Origin of the sequence: Corynebacterium sp. HMSC063A05 (assembly GCF_001809695.1) — a bacterium.
Classification (GTDB): Bacteria; Actinomycetota; Actinomycetes; order Mycobacteriales; family Mycobacteriaceae; genus Corynebacterium; species Corynebacterium amycolatum.
The window spans coordinates 1-16,047 of record NZ_KV798508.1; the positions used below are offsets into that span (position 1 = coordinate 1).

General features: G+C 56.7%; 13 protein-coding genes and 1 tRNA gene. 4 read left to right on the top strand and 10 right to left on the bottom strand.

Annotated elements, in window-relative coordinates:
* Window positions 1-110: 110 nt before the first annotated feature.
* Window positions 111-1,232, bottom strand: a complete 1,122-nt coding sequence (locus tag HMPREF2651_RS08260; RefSeq protein ID WP_141746492.1) for an IS1249 family transposase — start codon at window positions 1,230-1,232, stop codon at window positions 111-113.
* A 1,239-nt stretch (window positions 1,233-2,471) separates the two neighbouring features.
* Here HMPREF2651_RS08260 and HMPREF2651_RS11235 point away from each other — a divergent pair.
* Window positions 2,472-2,705: a PLDc N-terminal domain-containing protein gene (locus tag HMPREF2651_RS11235; protein ID WP_038627117.1), complete on the top strand. Its 234-nt coding sequence runs from the start codon at window positions 2,472-2,474 to the stop codon at window positions 2,703-2,705.
* 124 nt (window positions 2,706-2,829) lie between these two features.
* On the opposite strand, the gene HMPREF2651_RS08270 is transcribed toward HMPREF2651_RS11235, so the two are convergent.
* Window positions 2,830-3,711, bottom strand: a complete 882-nt coding sequence (locus tag HMPREF2651_RS08270; RefSeq protein WP_049181934.1) for a hypothetical protein — start codon at window positions 3,709-3,711, stop codon at window positions 2,830-2,832.
* A gap of 304 nt (window positions 3,712-4,015) precedes the next feature.
* Between HMPREF2651_RS08270 and HMPREF2651_RS08275 the strand changes: the two genes are divergently transcribed.
* On the top strand, window positions 4,016-4,552 hold the full coding sequence (locus tag HMPREF2651_RS08275; protein WP_370547538.1) for a peptidylprolyl isomerase: 537 nt from the start codon (window positions 4,016-4,018) through the stop codon (window positions 4,550-4,552).
* Window positions 4,553-5,247: 695 nt separating this feature from the next.
* On the opposite strand, the gene crgA is transcribed toward HMPREF2651_RS08275, so the two are convergent.
* The gene (gene crgA / locus HMPREF2651_RS08280) at window positions 5,248-5,517 is read right to left on the bottom strand and encodes a cell division protein CrgA (RefSeq protein WP_049181930.1); all 270 of its coding nucleotides are present in this window, start codon (window positions 5,515-5,517) and stop codon (window positions 5,248-5,250) included.
* 135 nt (window positions 5,518-5,652) lie between these two features.
* Between crgA and HMPREF2651_RS08285 the strand changes: the two genes are divergently transcribed.
* Window positions 5,653-6,324: an aminodeoxychorismate/anthranilate synthase component II gene (locus HMPREF2651_RS08285; RefSeq protein ID WP_038627121.1), complete on the top strand. Its 672-nt coding sequence runs from the start codon at window positions 5,653-5,655 to the stop codon at window positions 6,322-6,324.
* 3 nt (window positions 6,325-6,327) lie between these two features.
* On the opposite strand, the gene pknB is transcribed toward HMPREF2651_RS08285, so the two are convergent.
* The 7 genes from pknB to HMPREF2651_RS08320 all read right to left on the bottom strand — a co-directional run bounded on the left by pknB (window position 6,328) and on the right by HMPREF2651_RS08320 (window position 15,573).
* A complete protein-coding gene (gene pknB / locus HMPREF2651_RS08290; RefSeq protein ID WP_049181928.1) occupies window positions 6,328-8,382 on the bottom strand; it encodes a Stk1 family PASTA domain-containing Ser/Thr kinase in 2,055 nt (684 codons plus the stop codon).
* A 53-nt stretch (window positions 8,383-8,435) separates the two neighbouring features.
* Window positions 8,436-9,914: a serine/threonine-protein kinase gene (locus HMPREF2651_RS08295; protein ID WP_038627124.1), complete on the bottom strand. Its 1,479-nt coding sequence runs from the start codon at window positions 9,912-9,914 to the stop codon at window positions 8,436-8,438.
* A gap of 5 nt (window positions 9,915-9,919) precedes the next feature.
* Window positions 9,920-11,353, bottom strand: a complete 1,434-nt coding sequence (locus tag HMPREF2651_RS08300) for a penicillin-binding transpeptidase domain-containing protein (RefSeq protein ID WP_038627126.1) — start codon at window positions 11,351-11,353, stop codon at window positions 9,920-9,922.
* On the bottom strand, window positions 11,354-12,715 hold the full coding sequence (locus HMPREF2651_RS08305; RefSeq protein ID WP_065422994.1) for an FtsW/RodA/SpoVE family cell cycle protein: 1,362 nt from the start codon (window positions 12,713-12,715) through the stop codon (window positions 11,354-11,356). It lies immediately after the preceding gene.
* Complete coding sequence (locus HMPREF2651_RS08310) at window positions 12,712-14,067, bottom strand: PP2C family protein-serine/threonine phosphatase (protein ID WP_049181923.1); 1,356 nt, start codon at window positions 14,065-14,067, stop codon at window positions 12,712-12,714. Before HMPREF2651_RS08310 ends, HMPREF2651_RS08305 begins: the two co-directional genes overlap by 4 nt.
* Window positions 14,064-14,525: an FHA domain-containing protein FhaB/FipA gene (locus HMPREF2651_RS08315; protein WP_038627132.1), complete on the bottom strand. Its 462-nt coding sequence runs from the start codon at window positions 14,523-14,525 to the stop codon at window positions 14,064-14,066. The genes HMPREF2651_RS08310 and HMPREF2651_RS08315 overlap by 4 nt, the downstream gene beginning before the upstream one ends.
* Before the next feature lie 148 nt (window positions 14,526-14,673).
* Window positions 14,674-15,573 carry a DUF3662 and FHA domain-containing protein gene (locus HMPREF2651_RS08320; RefSeq protein ID WP_038627135.1) on the bottom strand — a complete coding sequence of 300 codons (900 nt, stop codon included), beginning with the start codon at window positions 15,571-15,573 and terminating at the stop codon, window positions 14,674-14,676.
* 285 nt (window positions 15,574-15,858) lie between these two features.
* Here HMPREF2651_RS08320 and HMPREF2651_RS08325 point away from each other — a divergent pair.
* Window positions 15,859-15,942 (top strand) — tRNA-Leu (locus HMPREF2651_RS08325).
* Window positions 15,943-16,047: the final 105 nt, after the last annotated feature.

Consider the following 16,047-nt stretch of genomic DNA (forward strand, 5'->3'; position numbering starts at 1 on the left):
GTGGCATGCGGACACACTTTTCTTTACTTAACCCTAAGTAGCAAAAAGTGTGTCCGCTCGGCGTGTCGCCGGGCGGGCCCTTTTTTATTGCATGGGGCCTTTGCGGATTCCTATGTTGTGTTGGTATTCGGTTGGGATAGCGTTGTCGTAGAAGGCTGGTCGTCCTGTTTCTTGGTCGGCTGTGTTGTGGTCTTCTGGGACAAGGTCTGGAACTTTGGCGAGTTGATCTTGTCCGTAATTGCACTGCCTGGCGATCTCGAGTGGGTCGTCAGGCAGCTGCGTTTTCGAGTGCAGGTACCACTCGAGCATTCTGCGTTGGCTTTCCCGGATCTGCCCCGGTGGGCATCAGCGATGCGTTTGAGCCCGGCGTTGATGCCGCCTTCCAGACTGTTTGTTGTTGATGTCCAGCGCTTTGGTTCGAGTGCTTCTGGTGGGGGTTGGAGGTAGGTAAACAGCCAGTTGTTGCGTGATAGGTGTAGCAGTGAGTGGTATGCCTTACGGACTCGCAGGTGGGGCCATTCCCACTGTTTATTGAGTGTGCGATGTTGTTTTGGCAGCGGTGTTTTTTCGTTGAGGAACCGTTTGTAGACCACTCCGAAGTCGTGCAGGCGTAGTGTCCAGTCGCGTGCTTGGTCCAAGGTGGTGATCTTGGTCAGTTTCAAAGCTAGGGCATAGATCGCTTTGCCAGCGTCGGTGCGGGGCCGTGATGTGGTGTAGCGACGGATGACGCGTTGGGCGTGGACGAGGTAGCGCTGGATCATGGTCGTGGGCCAGCAGGCTTTGATCGCTGAGTAGGCGCCTTGGCCGCCGTCGAGGACGACGCATAACGGTTCGGCGATACCACGCAGCAGTTGTGTGTAGGCGTGGGCTGACTCGCGTTTGGCCCAGTGCCAGGCGATGACGTGGTCGTGGCTTGCTGCTACGAGCAGGCAGCCGGCGTCGGTGTAGGTGCCGTCGATGAAGATCTGGTCGTAGACCCTGTTGGGGTCTGGAGTGTTGGGAACATCGATGAGCCATAACGGTTCGAATCGGCGGTCGAGGGTCCATCTGCTGACTCCGGCATCGCAGGCGATCTCGGTTAGTGACCTCGTGGAGGTCACGTATCGGTGAAACGCTTTGAAGTCGCGGGTTGTAGTCAGATCAGGCCGACGGTAGGTGGTGGAAGATCCACAGTCAGGGTTCTGGCACCGCCATCTAGTCGTTCCTTTTGTGGTGGTGCCGTTTTTCTTCATTTGCCCAGTACATACGGGGCATCGTGGTCTGTTTGGTGTCACCGGCAAAGCTAACCAGCATCCAGCTACCACACTGAAGCGCCGTTCCGGCGGATTGAACGAGAAACGGGCCCGAATAAGGACTAAATCCTTATTCAAGCCCGATTTGTATAGTCTGATCTGCGGAAATCGCAAGAATCAGACACACATTCTGCTACTTAACCCGCGGATTCTAGTGGTCGTGTACTTAGCCTGCTAGACCGTGTGGGCATTATGAATGCCGGCATTGATGCGAGCTTTGAGCTCAATGAAGCAGTTCCTCGTTCGCGTTGAGATGGTTCTGCCACAAAGTCGACCATGCTGTCTAGTTTTATGTCGATTGTTCAGGTCAGCCAAAATTGTATTGAGTGCGAAGTATTCTGGAGTGCGCTTTTAAGCACACAATATCGGTTGGGAAATTCACTTTCGGGTACTGAGATTGTGCTTGTTGTCAGTTCAGATGGACCGAATCACAGTGTTGAATATTATCCCTCCATTTAGAGGTAACCAATTGGACACTTCAGCGAAATCATTGATGTTCTTAATCTTTCGTGAGACCGTTACATCGAAAGCACAACGGTGTTGATTCAAGGACCGAATTCCGCAATCTTGAGGTGTAGTATGAAAAAAAAGGTTATTCGCAACGGCAATCGTTGCCCTAGCTTTTGTCGGAACAGCAACGGGAACTGCTTCTGCTGAAAGTCGATCTGAGGCGGTACTGGTAAACGAGGTAATGAATTCGGGGAATCCTCAAGAAACGTATAATGCGTTGTCTAAAAAAGATAAAGCGGTCTTTTTGCGTGCTATGTCGCCGTCCTCAGTAGAGCAAAGTGTTTCGGCTCCAGTTGTCACTGCAACGCGCAGTAGTGGCAACTGCAGGACTGCTAACCATCATCAAGACTGGAAATCTAACTATGGGTTCGTAGTTGCTACTTCCTGGTTGTCGATGGAGTGGTGCTCGTCAGGAAATAAAGTAACCAGTGTTAGAATTACTAACCAAGGTGGGGAGACATCAACCCCGGGATATACATACCAAGGCGTTTTGAATAGCGGGGCTCGTGCATCGGGTACTTCAGGTCGAGCTTATTCAGAGATAGGCCTCAAGCTACTAGACGGTGTGGACTTCGTACATCTACTTCCGGCTTTGCATCCTTGTATCAAACTTACTGGTTATGCCAATGGTCATACCGACGTTTTAGCTGATGTTAATGCCGAAAATGGATGCCGACAGGTGTAATAGTGGAAATTCCGACCTACTACGATTTAATATGGACGCTTTTCCCAATTATTTATCTCGGGTTTTTGGGGATTGTTATTATCTTTGAAGTGCGCCGGAAAAGCAGGACGAGTCGAATAATTGCATGGACACTTGTGCAGTTACTGTTCCCAATCATCGGATTTATTATTTGGGGAATATTCTTCTTCAGCGAAAAGAGATTTGGCGACAAAGGCTGAAGAGCCAAAGAATTAGACCGCACGACAGCTAAGAAGATATAGACAGCAAAACGCCCGACCGTCTGCGCATCTACTGCACAGGACAATCGGGCGAGAAAAGGCTTTTGGCTATCTAGCCGCCTATTTACTTCTTGCGAGCCTGACCCGGCTTCGGAGCCGGCTTGGACGGCTTGGAAGAGATCTTCTTAGCGTCCTCAGCGTTCTTCTTCTCGGTCTTGACCTCGTCGACCTTGATTTGAGCCTGCTTGGAAGCCTCTGCGGCCTTCTCCTCAGTGGTCTCCTTGGCCTCAGCTGCCTTGCCCTTGGCCTCGTCGGCCTTGTCAGCTGCCTTGCCCTTTACCTCTTCAGCCTTTTCCTTAGCCTCGGAAGCCTTCTCTTCAACGGTCTCCTTGACCTCTGCGGCCTTCTCTTCGACCTTGTGCTTAACTTCCTGGGCCTTCTGCTGGTACGGAGCTGGGTCAACCGGGAGCTTGTCGTCCTTGCGCAGCTTCCAGACAATGACACCGACGATTGCTGCAACAACAGCGAAGACCAGGGAAGCGGTTGCAATGCGGCCGTTCTTGGCGCGCTGCTCTTCCTTACCGGTTACCTTGTCGATAGCCTTCTGGGTACGCACCTCGAGGTCCTTGCGAGCCTTCTTGGCCTTCTTTTCAGCCTTCTTAGCCTCGCAGCGAGCCTTGCAACGAGTCTTCTTGCCCTTGCGCTTAGCGTCCTTCTCGGCCTTCTTCGCCTGCTTCTTGGTCTCCTTGGACTTCTTCTGAACCTTGCCGGTCAGTTCTTCAGCCTGCTCAGCGAGCTGATCGCGAGCGTCGGAAACCTTTTCCTTAACGTCTTCTGCCCAATCGGATGCTGCGTCCTTTGCAGCCTCGTTCTGTGCAGCTGCCACCTTCTTAGCCTCCTGCATCGTGTCGTAGAGCTCTGCAGCCTTCTTGTCCCGGTAATCGGAGTAGCTGTCGTAAGCGGACTTCAGTCCCTTGACAGCCAGCGAGATTGCGTTGGGGTTCATGACTCTCCTTAATTAGTGCATCGCCAACAGGCTTCGCCTTTTATTTTCAATCAATGATTAATACTGCTGCGGCGCCAGTGCCTCTGAGACCAAGATGCTTCTACGTCCAAGAGCTAGGGCCCAGTTAGGCCTAGCGTCGAAATACTTGCAGCAGGCTCACATTCCAGCTTAGGCACTATTTGCTCGTCATGGGGGTCAACGAAGAACTCTTTTCCTTATCTTGAAAAACATTTTCGCAGGTTTCTGCCAAGGAGAAACTCACCAGTAAGAGCAATTGGCCACCAAGGTCGGTATCCTAAGGAACGTGACTATTAAGACTGCTACTGCAACTGTGCACACCAACCATGGCGATATCGTGATTGACCTGTTCGGCAACCACGCGCCGAACACTGTCGACAACTTCATCGGCCTGGCAGAGGGCACGAAGGAGTACAAGGGTCAGAACGCCTCTGGCACCGAGTCCGGCCCGTTTTACGATGAGGCCATTTTCCACCGCATCATCGCCGGATTCATGATTCAGGGTGGTGACCCGCTGGGCACCGGCACTGGCGGCCCGGGCTACATGTTCGACGATGAGATCCACCCGGAGCTCCAGTTCGATCGTCCGTACCTGCTCGCTATGGCTAACGCCGGCAAGCGTGGCGGCCGCGGCACCAACGGTTCCCAGTTCTTCATCACCGTGGTTCCGACCCCGCACCTCAATGGCGCTCACACCATCTTCGGTGAGGTCGTTGATGACGCCTCGAAGAAGGTCGTCGACGAGATCGCTCGTGTGGCTACCGATCACTGGGATCGCCCGCTGGAGCCGGTCGTGATTACCTCCATCGATATCGAGAAGTAATCCGCTAGCTTCTATGCTCTTTAACCCGTCCGGTTGTTCCGGGCGGGTTTTTTCATGCCTATTTTCGCTTTACGACGGCCCGTAACTTCAATGTTGTGTTTAGGGGTAGCGGGGGTAGTAGCAAATTGGGTTGATTCTCCACATATCCACAGCCCTGTGGGCAAAATACTCCACTGTTCACCTAGGTGAACATGGACCAAGAAGCACGTTACGGGTCCCAATTTTCACAAATTACAAGAATCCACAGTTGTCCACAGACTTGTGCACATGTGTGGATAATTCCATTCTTGTAATTTACGAACCAGCGTTCGAAAGTGGTCGAACTCCGCAGAATATTGGAATTACACACAAGTTGACTTGCAACTATGTTACTTGTTCACAGAATTATCCACAGGCTGTGGATACTGTGGACACAGGGGATAGGGCCAAAGTTGTCATGCTTTACGGTTTCTGTCACGTAACCCGTGAGAAATTTGGGACGAAATCTCTCCACAGTTATCCACAAATTACATGATTGTTACACAGGTTTCTGTGGATAACTTTTTTGCGCGATCAATAGGAGGGAAATCCCCATTCTCCGAAAAATGTGTGGGAAACGGGTGTATTGACGGGGGTGAATTGACCTGGGTTTTTAGGTATGAAAAAGGCGCATCCAAAAGTGGATGCGCCTGAGGAGTGCGGTGTATTAGAGCTGACTAACGCCAACCCATAGTCATCAGCAGACCAACAATGAAAAGACCAAAGCCGATGACGTAGTTCCATGCGTTCAAAGTCACCATGAACGGAATATGCGGACCCGCGATGTAGTTGATCAGCAGCCAGCCCAAACCAATCAGCATGAACCCGAACATCAGCATCTTGTACCACACCGGTGTCTGAGTGCTGTTGATCTTGACCGGGGTACGGCTGACGGAGGAGCCACCGGATTGTGGTGAATTAGTGCTTTCAATCTTTGCCTTAGGCATAGCGCTTTAAACTCCTTAGGTTGTGGTCAGCAGGTTGCGATCAGCGCGGTATCTACACTCCCGCGGTATATGCATAATTGTAAACTTTGCATCCGAACTTACCAGTGAAGTTCGCAGGCAGTAGAATTCCCAGTTATGCAGATTCTCGTCGTCGATAACTATGACAGCTTCGTATTCAATCTGGTCCAGTACATAGGCCAGCTCGGCGAAACGGTGACTGTCTGGCGCAATGATGATGCGCGTCTCCGCGATGTTGACGACGTCGTAAAGCAATTTGATGCAATCCTACTGTCGCCCGGTCCCGGTGAGCCGTCCAATGCTGGATGGACAGAGGACATTATTCGCGCGGTGAGCAGGCAGGACGATCCGACACCGGTGTTGGGTGTGTGCTTGGGTCATCAGGCGATTGGTGAGGTCTTTGGTGCGCAGGTCGTGCGCGCCGACGAGCTGTTGCACGGCAAGACCTCCCCGGTCACACACGACGGCACGGGTGTGCTGGCCGATGTGCCCAGTCCTTTTATTGCCACGCGCTACCACTCGTTGACGGTCGATCCGAAGACACTGCCGGAGGAACTCATTGCCACGGCATTCACCGATTCGGGCATGCTGATGGCGATGCGCCACCGCGACCTGCCGATTCACGGCGTGCAGTACCACCCGGAGTCGGTGCTCACCCAGTACGGGCACCGCATGCTCGTCAACTGGCTGCGCCTGGCCGGTGGCGAGTACTCCGAGGAACTCCTGGCGGAGTTGGAGGAACAGCAGGCCGTGTACCAGCGCGCCTTCTCAGATGTGCTGGCACACTAGCCGTTAGTTAGGCAGCAAATCCGGCAGCCTTAGGGGAGGTTCCGGCGCAGGCTCGTCCTCAGAACCCTCCGGAGCAACCCCAAGCCGGTAGACACGCAGGGTGACCTCGCCGTCCTTGTTAAGCTTAGACCCGGCCGACGGATTGGCCTTCTCCACGTGGTCGACCTTGGACAGATCCAGCGTGGTGACTTCCTCGGTGCGGATAGTTCCCTCGAATCCGGCATCGGCGAGTGCCTTCTCCGCATCACTGAGGGTCTGTCCCTCAACCCGTGGCATCTTAATTTGGTTACCACGCGAAACGTGCAGCTCAACCGTCGTACCGACAGTGAGCTCCGAGCCCTTCTGCGGAACCTCAATGACGGTTCCCTGCTTCTCAGCGGAGTCCACCTCTACCACTTCGACAACGAAACCAGCGGATTCGAGGGTCGTGCGGGCGGAATCCAAAGTCTGACCAGTGACATCCGGAACAGTCTTGGTCTCGATACCGGAGGAGACAGTCAAGGTTACGCGGGTTCCCTTCGATACCTGAGAACCGGCAGCTGGAGACTGCTCGATAACATTGCCGCGCGGAACGTCCTCATTCGGTTCCTCTTGCAGCTTTGGATTGACGACAAGCCCCGCCTCCTCGAGCAGGCGGCGAGCTTCCTCGGCCTGTTTGTCGCGCACATCCGGCACATTAGTCAACTCCGGGCCCGAAGATACGCGCAGCTTGATGCGAGATCCCTGCGGCAACCCCGATCCGACACCCGGTTCCGTGGCGATCACCGTGTCTCGGGGGACATCTGGGTTCGGCTCATCGACGCGGTTGACTACAAAACCAGCCTCCTCGAGAACCTGCGTTGCCTCATTGACATTTAGACCCTCGACCTGCGGAATGGCAACGGTCTCGACCTCGGTGGACGAGTTGAAGAGCTGGTAGGCGCCGTAGCCGACACCGCCGAGAGCCACCATTGCAGCAGCCACCAGCGCGACAGTCTTTCCTGCGCCGCCTTTCTTTTTCTCGGGCTCGTCAGTGTTAGCGATCTGAGCAGGGGCCTCCGACTGGTCCGCTGCTTCCTTCGGTTCAGGAGCGGGAGCAGGGACAGGGGCCGGAGTTGCCTGCTGTGCAGGGGTCACCCGAGTCTCAGCATCCGACGGAGCTGCCGGAAGGAATTCGGTGGTCTTCGCGTCGTCGTCATGCGCGCCGTGGTGCGCCAGCGCCAACGGATCCTCGCCGCGTGCAAGACGACGCAAATCCTGGGCGAAGTCCTCTGCGGTGTCGTAGCGCTCCATCGGATCCTTGGCCATCGCGGTCAACAGCACCGCGTCGAGGCCCTGAGCCGTGTTCGGGTCGGTGTTGAGCTTCCCCGAAGGGCGCGGCGGCTGATCCTGAACATGCTGGTAAGCGACAGAAAGAGGGGTTTCACCGGTGAATGGCGGGGCGCCCGTGACAGCCTCGAAAAGTACGCAACCGACAGCGTAAATATCAGAACGTGCATCGGCGGTCTTACCGCGCGCCTGCTCCGGCGAAAGGTACTGCGCGGTACCCAGCACGGCCGCAGTCTGCGTCATCGTGGTGGAATCACCGAGCGCGCGAGCGATGCCGAAGTCCATCACCTTCACCTTGCCGGTGTTGGTCAGCATGATGTTCGCCGGCTTGATGTCACGGTGAATGATGCCGGCATGGTGGGATGCCGTCAGTGCGTCACACACCGATGCCATTATCGACGTGGCTTTCTTCGGGTCGAGCCGCCCCTCACGACGAACAAGGTCACGCAGCGTCTCACCCTGAATCAGCTCCATGACAATGAAAGGCACACGCCCCATCGGGCTATCCGTCTCGCCGGTGTCGTACACCGACACGATAGACGGGTGATTCAGTAGTGCTGAGTTTTTCGCTTCACGACGGAACCTTGCGAGGAAGTTCTCATCCCTGGCAAGGTCGGCCCTCATCATCTTGACCGCGACAGAGCGACCGAGAACAGTATCTTCAGCTCGGTAAACATCGGACATGCCGCCAACGCCAATGAGCTCGCCGAGCCGATAACGGCCGGAGAGGAGATCGTCATTGCCAGACATTGTTCGTCAGTCCCTTCGGAAGGATTTCCACCAAAACATCTTGTACCTGAATATTACTGTGCATCTGGAGTCCCCAAGGTATTACCGGACCCATTTTCCGGGGGCAGTTGAATGCCGGGCAGACCACCGCCAGTGGAGTCGTCGCTATTGTCGTTGCCCGAATCCTGAGTCGGTTCGGAGGTATCCGGGGCGGTCTCGCTGGTGTCCTGTTCAGTGGAGCTGTCAGAAGCACCATCATTGTTGCCACCGTAGTTTTCACCAGAGTTGTCGCCGTAGCTGCCACCGTCGTTATTTCCCCAGTTACCGGAATTGTCGTCCGACCAACCGGAACCGTTGCTGGAGTCAGAGTTTTCTTCCGTAGTTTGCTGCTGTGACTGGTTCGGAATGTACTGCTCCAAGTTTGGAATGGTTGGCAGTGAACCGGTTGTCGACAGCGAATAGACAACAGCGATAGCACCGGCCAGTAACACTAGCAGTACCAACAGCACAATGCTGCCGCAGCCACAACCGCAGCCGCTGCGCTTCTTTGCCGGCTTTCGCTGCCGAGTGGGTTGCTGCGGTGGCCGCTGTGGCTGCTGCTGTGGTTGCGACACCGGCATGGGCGGTCGCGTCATGGCACCGAGTTCGGTGGTCGCCGGGTTGGCAGCGTTGGATTGACGGTGCACCGTTGGGGTCACACCACGCGGCTGCGGTGGGCGGTGCCCCGCGCGCACTCGCAAAACAGCCTGTGCCAGCTCGCGGCCATCGGCATAGCGACGCTGCGGATCCTTGCGCAGCATAATGCCGATAAGTTCGCGGATATGCGGATTGACCGTCGGCGCCAACGCAGGCGGTGCCTCGTTGATGTGTGCCACGGCAACCGCGACGGTGGAGTCGCCCTGGAAGGGGCGGGCGCCGGCCACCATTTCGTAGGCGACACAGCCAAGCGAGTAAATGTCAGTCGCCGGACTCACCTGTTTGCCCTGCGCCTGCTCCGGTGAGACATACTGCGCGGTACCGACGACCATGCCGGTACGCGTCAGAGGCACCGCTTCGGCGGCCTTGGCAATGCCAAAGTCGGTAATCTTCACGGTGCCCTCCGGCGTCACCAGCAGGTTGCCCGGCTTAATGTCGCGGTGGACAAGGTTCGCAGCGTGAATTGCCGACAGGCCGTGCGCAGTCTGCTCCAGCACGTCGAGCATCAGGTGCTCTGGCAGGGTGCGACGTCGCTGCAGCACCTGCGACAGAGATTCGCCACGGATGTACTCCATGACGATGTAACACGCGCCGTGGCTGCCGATATCGCCTTCCTCGTACGTGACAATCTTCACCACGTTTGGGCTGTTGACGCTGCGTGCAGCAGCGGCTTCGTTCTGGAAACGCTGCCGGAACTCGTAATTGTCCGAGTACTCCTGATTCAGAAGTTTGATCGCAACTAGTTCGCCGCTGGTGGCGTCGTCGGCAAGCCAGACGGTGGACATACCGCCACGGCCGAGCAGACGGCGGACGTGATATCGGTCGCCGACGATGTCTTGAACTTGGTGGGCATCCATGCTTATCAACCCGCCTGTTCGACCGCGTCAATGAGCGCACGGCCAATCGGGGCAGCAACGGAGGCGCCGGTAGCGCCCTGGCCTTGACCGCCACCGTTTTCCACGACGACAGCCACGGCGACATCGGAGTCCGGAGCGAAGGCGATGTACCAAACATGCGGTGCGTACTCGCCGCGGACAGCACCGTGTTCCGCGGTACCGGTCTTGGAGGCGATACGTGAACCGTTACCGCCCGAATGCGACTCGGAACCGCGCATCAGCTCAGTTACGGTTTCTGCGATCTCCGGCGAAATCGCCTCGTCGGCTTCAATCGGCTTGAAGGACTTGATCTCGGAGAGGTCGGCACCGCGCACCGATTTGATGATCTGGGGTTCCATGCGCACGCCGCCGTTGGCAATCGTGGCGGCGATGATGGCGTTGTCCAGTGGTGTAAAGGACACGTCGCGCTGACCAATGGAGGTTTGCCCCAGCGAGGACTGATCCGGAATCTCACCGACGGTGGAGGGCTGAATCGGCAGGCCCGCGTCGTCGTGGGTCTCACCGATGCCGAATCGCTTGGCGACGTCCTTGAGCGCATCGGCCCCGTACTGCATACCGAGCTCCGCGAACGCCGTATTACAGGACTGTGCGAAAGCCTGGCGGAGAGTCGTAGTAGCCCCGCCACAGGTCGAGCCACCGTAGTTTTCCAACGTGGTGGTGGTATCCGGCAGCGTAATCTGCGGTGCGCCAGTGACCGAGGTGTCCGGGGAGGCGCCTTGCTCCAGTGCCGTGACCGTGGTCAACACCTTGAAAGTGGAACCCGGCGGCAGCGGACGCTGAGTGGCGTGGTTGAGCAGCGGTGCGCCCTCATTGTTATTGAGGGACTGCCAGGTACTCTCGTCGCCGGCCGCGATGTCATTCGGGTTGAACGACGGTGTGGAGGCCATCGCGAGAATTTCACCCGTCGATGGGCGAATGGCGACGGCGGAGCCGACGTAGCCGCGTTCAGCGAGTTGTTGGTACGCAGTCCGCTGAGCGTTCGGCAACAGCGTCAGCTCTGCGGAAGCCCCAGAAGGTTCCTTGCCCGTGACCATGTCGAGGGCGCGGGAAGTAAACAGCGAAGGGTCGCTGCCGTTCAAGATTCCGTTTTGAGAGCGTTCGATACCGGCGGAGCCGTAGATGTCCGACAGGTATCCGACCACCGCGGCATATGCCTCCGGGTCGGTGTCGTAGCTGCGGTCATAGAAGCCGTTCTCGCCCTTGACCGAGTGGGCCAGAATGTCGCCGTCAGTGGTGATCTGGCCGCGAGGTTTGGACTTTTCCTCCAGGAACTGGCGGCTATTCAGCGGATTGTGGGCGTACTTATCCTGCTGGAAGCCCTGGATGTAGGTCAGGTTCGCCAGTAGAAGAACGAAGAGCCCGAGTACGACAACAAAGATTTGGCGAATGGTCTTATTCATCTACTGGTTCACCCCCTGAGCTGCGTTGGCATTGTCGTTGAGGCCAGAAGGGGTGCTTGGAATGCCCCAGGGGCGGTTGGCCTCGTCAGAGACGCGCAGCACGATGGCCAACATGATGTAGCTGGCCAGCAGTGAGGAACCACCGGCTGACATGAACGGTGTAGTCAGACCGGTTAGTGGCATCAGCTTGGAAACACCGGCTGCAACCACGAACAGCTGAATGGCCATCGAGAATGCGATGCCGGCTGCCAGCAGCTTGCCGAAGGAATCACGTACCGCCAAGCTCGCCGAAATACCGCGCGAAATCAGAATCGCGAACAGCAGGATGATGGCACTCAGACCGGTAAAACCGAGCTCCTCGCCAAAGGCGGAGAGGATGAAGTCAGAGTGTGCCACCGGAATGTTCTGTGGGTAGCCCTGACCCAGACCGGTGCCACCGATGCCACCCCAGCTCATGCCGAACAGCCCCTGGGAGAGCTGGTAGCCACCCTCGTCGTAGGAACCCAACGGATCCAGGAAATGCGTGACTCGCGCCTGAATCTTGTCCGAAACCATGTAGACACCGACAACACCGATGGTCACCAGCCCCATGCCGATGATGAGCCAGGAACCACGACCGGTGGCAGCGTAGAGCATTGCCAGCACAGTGCCGAAGAGCACCAGCGCCGGACCAAAGTCATTCTGCAGAGCCATGATGACAGTAGCGATGCCCCAGATCAGCAGAATCGGGCCCAGATCGCGAACACGCGGGAAATCAATGCCCAGGAAACGCTTACCCGCCACATTGAACAGCGAGCGCTTATTCACCAGCAGCTGTGCGAAGAAGATCAGCAACATGACCTTGGCAAACTCACCAGGCTGCATGGAAAACGGGCCGATGGAAATCCAGATGCGGGCATCAGCATTAATCGACGACGGCCACACCAGCGGCAGCGCCAACAGAATCAAGCCGCCGAGACCCAGCAGATACGAGTACTGCGACAGTGAGTGATGGTTGCGCAGCAGGACGATCACGCCGATAAACAGTGCGACACTGAGCACGGTCCACATGATCTGGTTGCGCACTAACGAGGTGTCATTGGCCAGGTCGAGGCGGTGAATCATCACCAACCCCAAGGCATTGAGAGTGGCTGCAACCGGCAGCATCACCTGATCGGCGTTGGGCGCCACAAAGGTCAGTGCGATATGCGCCACTGCAAAGATTACAAAGAATCCGCCAATGATGTAAAAGACATCGGCGGTCAGAGAGTTGCCCTGAGCCAGTTCCAGCGAAATAAGTGCCAAAAGCAACAATCCTGCCGACAGCAGCAGCAGGAGCATTTCCTTCATCCGAAGCTGTCGCTTCGCGGTAGTTTCACTCATTTTCGCACCTGCCTACAGTTGACTCCTGGCTTCGAACCCAGCTTTTCATCCTTCTTGTCGGCGGAAGTTGCGTCCTTGTCGTCGTCGGACACGGACAGACATACCGGCAGTGCCGACTCCGCCAAACGGCCAATCTGGTCGCTGACACCGTCGTAGGAATCAGCCGGCAGACCTTCCAGCGAATTGCGTGCCGCCGGCGAGAGATCTTCCGGCGTCATGATGTGGCAGTCGACCTTCTCCTTCGGCGTCCCGGCCGGAGGCAGCTGAACTTTGTTGTCATCGGTCAAACAGATGAACTGATGCGGCTCTTGCAGATCGAAGCCCAGCAAACTACCGGGCACGCCATGCATCAACTGCACCTGCCCGTCGACCACCGCGAGATGATACATCGACTCCTTCTTCTGCCAGCCCCAAATACCAAGGCCGACCAAACCGGCCACCAGCACCAGCACCACAGAAACAACTAGCCACTTGCCCTTGGAAGCCTTCTTCTCCGGCGCCGAAGTCACTGCAATTTCCTGCGACTTCCGCGGGCGGAGTGCCGCCGCGCGACCCGCTGCCGTATTAGGGCGGGGGAGTTCCTCCTCCGCACTCTGCAGGGCACCGACCAGGGCGGGCTCGTAAGGCGTGCGTGCCGACGAATCGACAACATCGGCAACCACCACGGTGATGTTGTCCGGACCACCGGACTTCAACGCGTAGTCAATGAGCTTGGTAGCGGCCTCGTCCGGAGTCCCCTCCGAGAGCACATCCTTGATGGTGTCCGCGGACACCGGATCGGACAGGCCATCCGAGCACAGCAGGTAGCGATCGCCCTCGTGGACATCGCGATAAGACAAAGTAGGCTCCACCGGGCGACCGGTGAGAGCCTTCAAAATCAGTGAGCGCTGAGGGTGAATTGCCGCCTCTTCTTCGGTGAGATTGCCCTCGTCCACCAGCGACTGCACATAAGTGTCATCCCGGGTAATGCGGATGAGCTCCCCGTCGCGCAGCAGATAGCCACGCGAGTCACCGACATGGCACATGCCCAGGCGGGTGCCGTCGAAAAGCAGAGCAGTCAGCGTAGTGCCCATGCCTTGCGTAGAGGGGTTCTGCTCAATTTCATCCGCAATGGAATTATTGCCCTCTATGCAGGCGCTGCGCAGGGACTCGAGCAAATCGGGGCCGGGCTGATCATTGTCCAGCCGAGAGACAGCCGCAATCATCAGCTGGGATGCGATTTCCCCGGCGGCGTGGCCACCCATGCCGTCGGCAAGCGCGAGCAGACGCGAACCCGCATAGGCGGAGTCCTCGTTGTTCTGTCGGATGAGGCCGCGGTCAGAGCGGGCCGTGTAATTCAGAGCAAGACTCATGGTTGCAACCTCAAAGTTGTACGGCCAATACGAAATTCCATACCCGAAGCCAGTCGTTCCGGCTGTTCCACGCGCTGACCATTGAGGAATGTGCCATTGCGGGAGTCCAGATCCTCCAGGTACCAGATGCCGTCGCGGTTGATGACGCGAGCGTGCTGGCCCGAGGCGAAATCATCGTTGAGGACGAAGGCATTCGACTCTGAACGGCCGATAGTGATGTCGCGTTGGTTGTTTAGGTTCATGCGCGAACCCGCCAGCGGCCCGGAGGTGACAAGGAGCTGATGTGGAGTCTGCGAGCGCTGGAAACGCTTGGCCGGAGCGCTGCTGGTTTGCCGAAGCGGGCGCAGCGGAGCCGAACCTATTGTTTCTGTACGCAGGGTGCGAAGCGTCATCCAAATGAAAAACCACAGGACGACCAGCACGCCGATGCGCGAAAGCAGAAAAACGATAGCTTCCACGTCCGAGGAACCTCCTTATATAGAGCTGGTGGGTCCGCAACCGAACACACGGACGTAATTATTCCAGGAATGTGTCGGCAAACCTAGGGTAGTGGCATTTGAATCTAGTGAACCTCACTACTTAGCGGATCTAAATCAGCGGATTTAACTAGCGGATCTGAACTTCGAGAACAGAATGTCCAAGCGAGATCTCGTCGCCGTCGGCCAGCAGCCAGTTATCAATGGGTTCGCCATTGACAATGGTTCCGTTGGTCGAATGCAAATCGACGAGCACCGCATCCTGGCCATCCCACGTGATTTCGGCATGCTGGCGGGAAACACCAGTGTCCGGGAGGCGGAAGTCGGAAGCGGTGCCGCGGCCGATGATGTTCGAACCATGGCGCACCTCGAATACGCGCGAGGAGCCGTCCTGCAACAGCAGGGTGATGGTCTTTTCCTGGGACTGGTCTTCGTCCACGGCCGAGTTGCTCAGCTCAGTTGCCGCTTCCGGGTCGGCGGTAGGCGCGGGACGGGAAGCGGTGGGGAACTGCTCAGCTTCCGGCTGTGGGTGGTAGGCGGCAGAGGTCTCGGCGGCTTGGGGTTCGTCATCGCTTTGCGACGGGGCTGCGTCAGTGTTGGCATCATCAGCGCTGTCGTCGAATGGAACGAACTCCGAAGTGCTTACGGTGTCCTCGGTGAAAGTGCTGGCCGTCTTCAGCTGACCGGTGTGGAGCGACTCCACTGCCTGCAGGTGGACGCTGATGGTACCGGTGAAACCCCAGCCGTTGTTACGGCAGTAGCGCGTCATGCGGTCAGCCAATTGATTCGGCAGGTTGGGCTCTGATGCGGAGAGGTTTTTGTAATCGGCGGCGCTGATGCCAATGCGGAAATCATTGGGTGCCAAGTACTGACCGTTGGCGTCCTGCATCAGGAAATCTTCAATTTCCTGCTTCAGGCATTCTTCTAACTCATTCGGGACAACCTTGCCGCCGAACACGCGCGCAAAGCTGTTGTCGAGCCCGCGCTGAAGCGAGCTATCGAGCTTGCGGATGCGTCCTAGGAAATCCATCTGACTAAAGAAATTCGCCTTCTCCCGCCAAACCGCGGCGGGTTACGTGAAAAATGTGCATAAAAATTATCGATACTTTAGCAACAGTATAGAGCCCTACACCTTCAGTTAAGGGCTAGGAACTGCTGAGGTTTATCAAATAGTGACGACGCTTGTGAAATAAGTGGCTGTTGCTAAGTGCGAAAAAGACGTTTTAAAAGTGGTGAAAAGTGGTGAAAAACGCGCGCTGGCCTGGGGATTTGGTGGTGTATTAGCGCGGGGTGTTATAGTTCTATTCGTTCCCACGGGCGAGTGGCGGAATGGCAGACGCGCTGGCTTCAGGTGCCAGTGTCCTTTACGGACGTGGGGGTTCAAGTCCCCCTTCGCCCACAGCGAAGATCCTCGGAAGTGTAAAAGCTTCCGAGGATTTTTTGTTTGCGGTGGCGGTTGGAGTGGGGCTTGGGGGTTAAGTAAAGAAAAGTGTGTCTTTTCCGG

Bases quoted from the DNA above. Each gene is read 5' to 3' on its own strand.
- HMPREF2651_RS08310 (WP_049181923.1), bottom strand. From the start codon at position 14,067: ATGAGTCTTGCTCTGAATTACACGGCCCGCTCTGACCGCGGCCTCATC.
- HMPREF2651_RS08295 (WP_038627124.1), bottom strand. From the start codon at position 9,914: ATGGATGCCCACCAAGTTCAAGACATCGTCGGCGACCGATATCACGTC.
- HMPREF2651_RS08260 (WP_141746492.1), bottom strand. From the start codon at position 1,232: ATGAAGAAAAACGGCACCACCACAAAAGGAACGACTAGATGGCGGTGC.
- HMPREF2651_RS11235 (WP_038627117.1), top strand. From the start codon at position 2,472: ATGCCGACAGGTGTAATAGTGGAAATTCCGACCTACTACGATTTAATA.
- crgA (WP_049181930.1), bottom strand. From the start codon at position 5,517: ATGCCTAAGGCAAAGATTGAAAGCACTAATTCACCACAATCCGGTGGC.
- HMPREF2651_RS08270 (WP_049181934.1), bottom strand. From the start codon at position 3,711: ATGAACCCCAACGCAATCTCGCTGGCTGTCAAGGGACTGAAGTCCGCT.
- HMPREF2651_RS08320 (WP_038627135.1), bottom strand. From the start codon at position 15,573: ATGGATTTCCTAGGACGCATCCGCAAGCTCGATAGCTCGCTTCAGCGC.
- HMPREF2651_RS08305 (WP_065422994.1), bottom strand. From the start codon at position 12,715: ATGAGTGAAACTACCGCGAAGCGACAGCTTCGGATGAAGGAAATGCTC.
- HMPREF2651_RS08300 (WP_038627126.1), bottom strand. From the start codon at position 11,353: ATGAATAAGACCATTCGCCAAATCTTTGTTGTCGTACTCGGGCTCTTC.
- pknB (WP_049181928.1), bottom strand. From the start codon at position 8,382: ATGTCTGGCAATGACGATCTCCTCTCCGGCCGTTATCGGCTCGGCGAG.
- HMPREF2651_RS08285 (WP_038627121.1), top strand. From the start codon at position 5,653: ATGCAGATTCTCGTCGTCGATAACTATGACAGCTTCGTATTCAATCTG.